Genomic DNA, 8033 nt, shown 5'->3' with positions numbered 1-8033 from the left:
GCATTGGTATTGACCGGTGGTCAGAAGATAGGACAGATCTATGGTTATAAAGCTCTGACCAGCGCTGGCGCTACCCGAAGAACGGAGAGAAACTATATTGCTGAGCAGGACGCAGGTAATACAGCTGGTCAACGGATGCTGGTTGATACCGCTACAAGGGTATACAGTTCTCTTCAGAGCTTATCCTCTGGGGGATCCCAACCGAAGTTTAATGCCTCATTTATCAGTTCATTCGGCTATAAAAATTTCCTGACCTTCTCCTTTCAGTTTGATTGGGTATATGGTGCACATCTGTATAACCAGACAAAGAGTGGATGTACCGGGATGGTATACATGGCGATTTCGCAAAACCTATCACCTCAATGGTGTAACGGCTGCTTACACGGCGTTTTATCAGAGTGCATATTCTTCATCATGGGTAGTTTGTATGGTCCGGGTAAATGCGACCAGGACTATTTCTATGAAGATGTTCCTTCCTGCGACTCCGTAATATTTCCATCGGATTTGACATTGCAAAGGTGCTGAAGACAAATACTTCAACAGACTGCAACTGGTACTGACCGGCAGGAATATACTGACGGTAACGAATTACACCGGTTTTGATCCGGAAGCAGTTCGGGTGCTATCGGCTCTTCCTTTGACAGGGGCGTTGATAACAGCACTATCCCGAACATGAAATCTTATGCCGTCGGCCTGAACGTTGGCTTCTAATGTTTACCAAAAGAGAACAATTATGAAGAGATATATCATCGGAATTATCAGCTTATTGGTGGTAAGTGCCAGTGCCTGTAAAAAAGAGCTGAATGTAGGCAATCCCAATCTGCCTACGGTAGATCAGAACGTGACCAATGAAGCCGGACTTGTTTCTCTGGCAATAGGAGCCGTGTATGTAAACGGTTTTCAGAAAGGGGATGTGTGGCTGGGTGATAGTTACTTCGCTGCCTTACGGATATCGGAATTACTCGCAGATATGGTAGGTGCACAGTCTTCCAATCAGCTGGTCAGCACCATCAGTATTCCTGAATTTGTGTTGGTAACAATACCAAAAAACTACTTCCATTTCCAATATCAGTCAGTTGAGAGCGAATAACACCCGTGCGCAGACGGGTTCTGGTTACAATCCGTTGTTTATCAATGGTGAACTGGATGCGATGAATGGCGCCTGTATAAAGTACTGGCATTGATCGATAATATCCCTTTCAGCGGAAACGCAGCAACAAGATCCAATACCGTGAAAGCTGGTGTTATTGTGGAAAGGCTATGCCTATGCGGCAGTAGGTTCACTTTATTACGCAGGATTGATCGTTGATCAGGATGGTGTAGGGAGTAACAGATATGTGGTAAAGGATTCTGTGCTTGCTGCCTCCGACAAATATCTGCAGATGGCCGCCGGTTTGTTGTCAACCGGTATTGCCAGTACAGAAGATTACAACGCTGTGCTGGGTAAACTGATCCCTTCGTTTTGTCAGGTTGGAAAAGGCGGTATTCTGACGCCGGACATGTGGATCCGGAATATCAATACAATGCTGGCCAGAAATCTGCTGATCAATAAACTCGCGCCTTTTGTGAATGGCAATCCGGATGCTGTAATAGGCAAGGCATCTACCGGTGTAATGACAGCTGCAGACTGGAATCAGGTGTTGACCTTGTCGGGGAAAGGTATACGGAATAATGACCTTGTATTTACCGGCCGCTCAGCTGCTGCCAATGGTTTTTCAGTGCAGCGTTGGGTAGTGTCGCTGCCTTGTCCACAGGTGTCAATACTGCCGCTACGTTTAAAATAGGAGAGCGGTTGGTACAGAATTTTAAAACAGGGGACAAGCGATTGAGCAATAACTTCAATACGGCAACAACATACCGGGACGACCTTTCTTTTGGCAGCCGTTACAGTATTACAGATGGTGGCGCGGGTACAAGTGGTGTGTACGTATATGGGACGAAGACGACCGGTGCATATGAACTCTATATCGGGCCTAGTTACGAAGAAAATACCCTGATGCAGGCAGAGGCAAATATACGTCTGGGGAATACCAATGAAGGACTGACCGGAATAGATGCTGTCAGGACTTATATGGGCGCCGGCGTTCCTGCTGTAGCTGGCACAGGACTGACAAAAGCGGCTGCCCTGAAAGAACTTGTGATGGAAAGAAGAGTCGCGCTGGTGTTCAGAGGACTGTCTTTTTATGATAGCAGGAGGTGGGGCTGGACCTACGATGTAGACAATGGCGGCGGCAGTTATGGCAATACTTTCCTGACGGCTGCCGGTGCGGTGAACACTCATGTGCTGATCAACTATGATTTTCTTGATTATTGGGATGTACCTGCGGATGAAGCAGATATCAATCCACCGGAGAAGGAAGTGTGCCGATAAAGAATCCTAACTTTTAAATATATAGCAGCACTAAACAAAAGAGACCGGTATGATGCCGGTCTCTTTTTATATGTCTTTTTTATGTTCTGATGACAGGGCGATAATCTCTTTTATCTTCGTATCCAGCCTGTTTAAACCCTCTTCCAGTTTTTTTGTGTAGATCAGGTCCATATCGCCATATTCGTCTTTAATCAGCTCTATAAGGCTTTGTACAGAAGTGAGCGGTCCCCTTAGTTCGTGGGCCTGCATAAATGCGATCTTTTCCAGCAGTTTATTTTTACGTTCTATTCTGAGCCGGTAGAGATAAGCGTCTGTGATGTCTTTCATGACAGTTGTAACGCCAATAATATCTCCTTTTTCATTACGGGCAGGATTGAACGCGATCTGCCACCATGTCTCTTTTACGGCGTATTCCCTGCGGAAGTCCAGAGTAATGGTCTCCCTGAGAGGGCCGTGTTAAAACCATGGCGGAAGGCTTTTTTATTGGATTCGTGTATGAATTGCTCAACGGACTGATTCGCTTCTATCTTTCTGCCATATTCTGTGATAGAGAGTTCGAGTGCAGCTTTTTAAAATAGATGATCTTCATATCCTTGTCCAGTAATATGAAGTTGTCGGAGAGGCTTTCAAAGAAAGCCTGCAGCCGGATGCCATATTCCATGAGTTCCGCACTACCTTTTTTCTCCCGTTCGTGCTGTGCTTCCAGTTCGCTTTTAAAGCTATAGCTCGCAAATACGATATATACTAAAGCCAGCAGGTAGCAGCCGAACAAGTCAATAGTTTTATCCAGTTTATTATCATACATACCGCTGATGGCCTGCGGGAAATAAAACTCTGTGAATATCAGTCCACCGGGAATGATTATACCGAGTATCGTCCAGAGGATATATTTCTTCTTCGCAGATACATTCAGGGCCAGTTGGAAGGTCGTATAAAACAACAGCAGACTGGGACCATTAACGCCTGCATTAATGTAATAGTTACTGATCAATCCGGCGTAAACGGCTATAACGTACCAGACAATGATACTACGGTACTGACGGAATTTGCGGGATAAGATATAAAAGACTATCTGCAGACAGAGTAAGCCTGTTACCAACAGGGCGGCCTGCATCTCATTGATCAGTAAATTGATACAAACGAAGGTGGAAAGTATGGCCAGTGTGATCACGCTGGTCATGTTGAATATCCGGTGCCCAAAGGAAAACTCGTCTTCCGAACCTAATAGTGTAGTCCGGAGAGAGAAACCTGTAGTTGTAGATAATCTTTTGCTTGTGGGCATATTGGATGATTCAAGCGAAAAGATAACAAATTAATTAAATAAACATATTGATTATTACGCCAATAGATAACTATTTGCAGGGAAATACCTGTTTTCAGGGGTGAAATCTATTTTAATATCAGCACGGGCTCTTGTGCGTTACGGCAAATGGCGTCGGAAATACTCTTATGTGTCAGATAATAAAGAAAGCTATGTTTACCGGGTAAAGAGATGATCAACTGGACCGGTGTGCGCTGTGTGAAACTCAGTATACCGTTGATGATATTTTTATCATTGCTGTAGCAGATATCGTGCGGATAGTCCTGCAGACGGTCATGTACATGCTGTTCGGCTGCTTTGAGATGGTCGTCAGGCTGCAGGTAACGTTCTTTCGGATCAACATTGAGTACCAGTAGTTTACTATCTTTCCATTGTGGTGGTATCTGCAGATTACGCACTTTATCCAGCGAGTCGAGCGTTTTGTAGTCAACCGGCACGAGTATTTTCTCTACCTTCTGGTACTGATAAGTGGAAGGTACTATGAGTACTCTTACCGGACTGGCTTTTGCGATAGATATCAGGTTGCCGGCAATGAAACTGCCGCTGGAATAGCGATAGTTGTCACTGCCAAGGACGATGAGTTCGGGTGCATCTTCATGGATCACCTCCATAATGGCGCGTAGCAAGGGTGCTTCACTGACCATAGAAATGATTTCTACCCCGCGTGTTTTGACGGAGATCTCGCGGGAGAGATTTTCCAGATGATGAGCCGCTTCCTCGCGTTCCCTCGCCATATAGTGGGGGCTTACGGGTGCGTACTCCGCGGAAACAACAATATGATCGAATACAGTATCGTAGAAAGTTTTGAGCAGGATAATGCGGGTATAGCTGTAGGCTTTGGCCCATTCGATGGCAAAATTGACTGCATTGTCAGAGGTGGCGGAGAAATCAACCGGAATCAGTAATGTTTTCATAACGATTTCATTTTTCTCTTATACTAAGTTAAGTTTGTCCTGCTTAAATCAGAAAAAATATGCCAGTATCCGGCGTTTTCTGTGGAATAAACAACAAGGTCCGGGTACATAAAGTTTAAGATATGAAGATATTCCAGGAATCGTTGGTATTACAGCAAAGAAGGAGAGGATTTCACCTGATCACAACAGAGGTTTTACAGGGTATTCCGCAGCTCCGGGACATTAAGGTGGGCATGTGTCAGGTATTCATTCAGCATACTTCGGCTTCGCTTACCATCAATGAAAATGCCGATCCGACCGTGCGGAAGGATTTTGAAATGTATTTCAGCAAAGCAGTACCCGAAAACGATCCTGATTACGCGCATGATGATGAAGGGCCGGATGATATGCCTGCACATCTGAAAGCGGCGATGTTAGGTTCTTCTGTGATGATACCTGTCCGTAATGGTAATTTTGCCTTTGGCACATGGCAGGGGATTTACCTTTGCGAGCATCGTAATTACGGCGGAAACAGAAGACTGGTCATTACTGTCTGGGGCGAATAACAGAAAAGCTACTGATGTCATATGAATATTTACAAAAAGCTGTTGGCGGTATTGCCGCTATTAGCAGGAACGGGTGTCACAGCCATTGCGCAGGATATTAAAACGGATGTACAGCACTATGATATATTGCTTACATTAAACGACCGGACAGACAACATTCAAGGTGTCACGGGTATCACTGTACGTTTTAAGGAAAATACACAGGAGTTGCGGCTGGATCTGATAGGACGGAGCACCAAAGATACGGGTATGGCCGTATCTGCCGTAACAGAAGGAAAGGTACGGATCCCTTTTAAACAGGATAAGAAGTATCTGAAGTTGCAGATTCGTGCAAAGAAAGGAGAAACCCATACTTATCAGGTCGTTTATAGTGGTATTCCCCAAAATGGACTGATCATCTCTCACAACATGTTCGGCAAACGTACCTTCTTTACCGATAACTGGCCCGACAGAGCACATTACTGGTTGCCCTGTATAGATCATCCGTCAGATAAAGCAGCTGTTGATATTACCGTAACTGCGCCTGATCATTATTCCGTAGTGGCAAACGGATTAAAAACAGCAGAGGTACAATTACCCGGAAAGCTAAAAAGGACACATTATAAAGAAACGGTCGTATTGCCAACAAAGGTATTTGCGGTGGGTGTAGCTGATTTTGCCATTGATCATCCCGGAGATGCTGATGGTATACCCGTGTATAGTTATGTGTTTCCTGAGAATAAAGAAAGAGGGTTTAAAGACTATGCCATAGCGGTAGAGGTGCTACATTTCTTTATCAACAGACTGGGACCTTTCGCCTATCAGAAACTGGCGAATGTGCAATCGAGGACGATGTTTGGAGGTATGGAAAATGCAGGCGCAATCTTTTATGAAGAAGAGTCTGTAGGATTGAAAACGTTGGAGAGTCTGGTCGCACATGAAATCGCTCACCAGTGGTTTGGCGATGCCGTCACAGAAACCAGCTGGGAGCATGTATGGCTGAGTGAAGGTTTTGCCACTTATATGACGAATGTCTACATGGAGCAGAAATACGGTGTTGATACCCTGCATGCCGGTTTGCGGGCCGACCGTAAAAGAGTGCTTGCATTCGCGCAGCGCAGATATACCCCTGTCGTAGATACGTCCAGACAGGGTGGTTATATGCAGTTATTGAATGCCAATAGTTATCAGAAAGGAGGGTGGGTGTTGCATATGCTGCGTCGTCAGGTAGGGGATAGCCTTTTCTGGAAAGGCATACGCGCTTATTTCGCTGATTATAACGGTCGTAATGCCAATACAGACGACTTCAGGAAAGAGATGGAAAAAGCCAGCGGACAGGACCTGCATGCTTTCTTCCAACAATGGTTATATACACCCGGTGTACCCATGTTGTATGTACGCAAAGGGACAACTCCCAATACCCTGATCGTTGAACAACAACAGGAGCACCTGTTTAGCTTTCCATTGGAATACCGGACTGAAGGTAGCAACGATTTGCAGCGGGTTATCATTAAGGATCGTGTAACGACGCTGGATGTAGCCGACGGACAACAAATACAGATAGATCCGGAGACTAATTTACTGTTCGGCGGAGCGCTGTAGTAAAGTGATCATTCCTGCTTCCGGCTATTATTGAAGCAAGGACATAGGATGGCCGCTTTCAGACTTTTTACCGTGTATGTTTCATCCGGTAAAAAGTCTGAAAACGGAATCCCGCAAATAGTATCTTTGTCAGGCATATCGATTCCTGACCCGTAAATCACACACATTTTGCTGAAACGTTCCACATTGTTGCTATTATTGGCATTGTTTGCCCATCTTCTTTCCTATAGTCAGACTACTTATTTATTCGTTGGTTCTTATAATGCGGCAAAGGATAAAGACGGTATTTACGTTTACCGGATGAATATGCAGACCGGTCAGCTGACAAAAGTCTGTACCTATGCCGCGATCCTGAATCCTTCTTATCTCGTGCTTTCTCAGGACGGACAATACATTTATGCCTGTAGCGAAACCCGTACCGCCGGTATGGGAAGTGTGAGTAGTTATGTGTTTGACAGGAAGCAGCAAAGGATCTCTTTACTGAGTAAACAGGATAGTGGCGGGGAAAATCCGGTATACCTGACGGTAGATAAAAGCGGACATTGGCTGGTGAATGGGAACTATACCGGTGGGAGTATTGCGGTATTTCCTTTAAACGCAGATGGTACGATTGCGCCGGGAGTAAAAGTGATCCCGTTTACTGATCATAGTATAGATACCGGCAGACAAAAAACAGCACATATCCATTCGACGGTATTTTCTCCTGACTATCGTTACGTCTTTTCTCCTGATCTGGGAGCGGATAAGATCAGGCGTTACCGCTTTGACGCGTCGCAATCACAGCCTTTACAACCGGATAGTTTTGTACGTGCCGTACCCGGTAGCGGACCACGCCATTTTACCTTTCATCCTAACGGGAAATATGCTTATTGTATAGAAGAGATGGCAGGAGCGGTGAGTGTCTGGAGTTATGCGGACGGGCAGCTGGATAGTATACAACGTATGATGACGCATGGTAAAGAACCCTATGATTTTTATAACAGCGCGGATATACATATTTCGCCCGACGGACGTTTTTGTATGCGTCCAATCGCGGTGATGAAAATAATATTGCCATTTATCGTATTGGTGATGACGGACGTCTTACCTTTGTGGCGTATCAGTCAACTTTAGGAGAACACCCGCGTAATTTCCTGATCGATCCTTCCGGTAAATTCTTACTGGTAGCCAACCAGATCAGTGGCGATGTGGTTGTATTCCGCAGGAATATACAGACCGGCCGCCTGACCAATACCGGTGTAAAAATAAAGATGACAGGTCCTTCGAGCTTACAAATAAAAACATACCATAACTGATCCCTG

8 protein-coding genes and 2 pseudogenes are annotated in these 8033 nt (G+C 45.2%); 7 read left to right on the top strand and 3 right to left on the bottom strand.

Translation table 11 applies throughout. From position 1 onward, the window contains the following. From FEF09_RS30770 to FEF09_RS31470, 4 genes and pseudogenes are all read left to right on the top strand, one after another. Positions 1–525: pseudogene (locus FEF09_RS30770) on the top strand (hypothetical protein); the annotation flags it as partial. Between the two features lie 208 nt (positions 526–733). Then, positions 734–1090 (top strand): hypothetical protein, encoded by a 357-nt coding sequence (locus FEF09_RS31480; RefSeq protein ID WP_222596994.1) that lies wholly within the window; start codon positions 734–736, stop codon positions 1088–1090. Between the two features lie 151 nt (positions 1091–1241). Further along, positions 1242–1784: a hypothetical protein gene (locus tag FEF09_RS31475; RefSeq protein WP_222596993.1), complete on the top strand. Its 543-nt coding sequence runs from the start codon at positions 1242–1244 to the stop codon at positions 1782–1784. Positions 1785–1792: 8 nt separating this feature from the next. Next, on the top strand, positions 1793–2371 hold the full coding sequence (locus FEF09_RS31470) for a RagB/SusD family nutrient uptake outer membrane protein (protein WP_222596992.1): 579 nt from the start codon (positions 1793–1795) through the stop codon (positions 2369–2371). A gap of 66 nt (positions 2372–2437) precedes the next feature. On the opposite strand, the gene FEF09_RS16365 is transcribed toward FEF09_RS31470, so the two are convergent. The 3 genes from FEF09_RS16365 to FEF09_RS16355 all read right to left on the bottom strand — a co-directional run bounded on the left by FEF09_RS16365 (position 2438) and on the right by FEF09_RS16355 (position 4606). After that, positions 2438–2698, bottom strand: a complete 261-nt coding sequence (locus tag FEF09_RS16365; RefSeq protein WP_146306123.1) for a histidine kinase dimerization/phospho-acceptor domain-containing protein — start codon at positions 2696–2698, stop codon at positions 2438–2440. Between the two features lie 196 nt (positions 2699–2894). Further along, the gene (locus FEF09_RS16360) at positions 2895–3653 is read right to left on the bottom strand and encodes a hypothetical protein (protein ID WP_146306122.1); all 759 of its coding nucleotides are present in this window, start codon (positions 3651–3653) and stop codon (positions 2895–2897) included. A 107-nt stretch (positions 3654–3760) separates the two neighbouring features. Beyond that, entirely contained in the window at positions 3761–4606 is an 846-nt protein-coding gene (locus tag FEF09_RS16355) for a universal stress protein (RefSeq protein ID WP_146306121.1), read from the bottom strand. A gap of 122 nt (positions 4607–4728) precedes the next feature. Here FEF09_RS16355 and FEF09_RS16350 point away from each other — a divergent pair, with 122 nt between their 5' ends. The 3 genes and pseudogenes from FEF09_RS16350 to FEF09_RS16340 all read left to right on the top strand — a co-directional run bounded on the left by FEF09_RS16350 (position 4729) and on the right by FEF09_RS16340 (position 8027). Then, on the top strand, positions 4729–5151 hold the full coding sequence (locus FEF09_RS16350; protein ID WP_146306120.1) for a secondary thiamine-phosphate synthase enzyme YjbQ: 423 nt from the start codon (positions 4729–4731) through the stop codon (positions 5149–5151). A gap of 21 nt (positions 5152–5172) precedes the next feature. Further along, complete coding sequence (locus FEF09_RS16345) at positions 5173–6732, top strand: M1 family metallopeptidase (RefSeq protein ID WP_146306119.1); 1560 nt, start codon at positions 5173–5175, stop codon at positions 6730–6732. Between the two features lie 300 nt (positions 6733–7032). Continuing rightward, positions 7033–8027: pseudogene (locus tag FEF09_RS16340) on the top strand (lactonase family protein). Positions 8028–8033: the final 6 nt, after the last annotated feature.

Source organism: Chitinophaga pinensis (genome assembly GCF_007896845.1).
In the GTDB taxonomy this organism is placed as follows: domain Bacteria; phylum Bacteroidota; class Bacteroidia; order Chitinophagales; family Chitinophagaceae; genus Chitinophaga; species Chitinophaga pinensis_C.
This window is presented reverse-complemented; position numbering and strand designations above follow the sequence as displayed.

Excerpts from the sequence above, each read along its gene's own strand:
- FEF09_RS31480 (WP_222596994.1), top strand. The coding sequence starts at position 734 with ATGAAGAGATATATCATCGGAATTATCAGCTTATTGGTGGTAAGTGCC.
- FEF09_RS16365 (WP_146306123.1), bottom strand. The coding sequence starts at position 2,698 with ATGAAAGACATCACAGACGCTTATCTCTACCGGCTCAGAATAGAACGT.
- FEF09_RS16360 (WP_146306122.1), bottom strand. The coding sequence starts at position 3,653 with ATGCCCACAAGCAAAAGATTATCTACAACTACAGGTTTCTCTCTCCGG.
- FEF09_RS16355 (WP_146306121.1), bottom strand. The coding sequence starts at position 4,606 with ATGAAAACATTACTGATTCCGGTTGATTTCTCCGCCACCTCTGACAAT.
- FEF09_RS16350 (WP_146306120.1), top strand. The coding sequence starts at position 4,729 with ATGAAGATATTCCAGGAATCGTTGGTATTACAGCAAAGAAGGAGAGGA.
- FEF09_RS16345 (WP_146306119.1), top strand. The coding sequence starts at position 5,173 with ATGAATATTTACAAAAAGCTGTTGGCGGTATTGCCGCTATTAGCAGGA.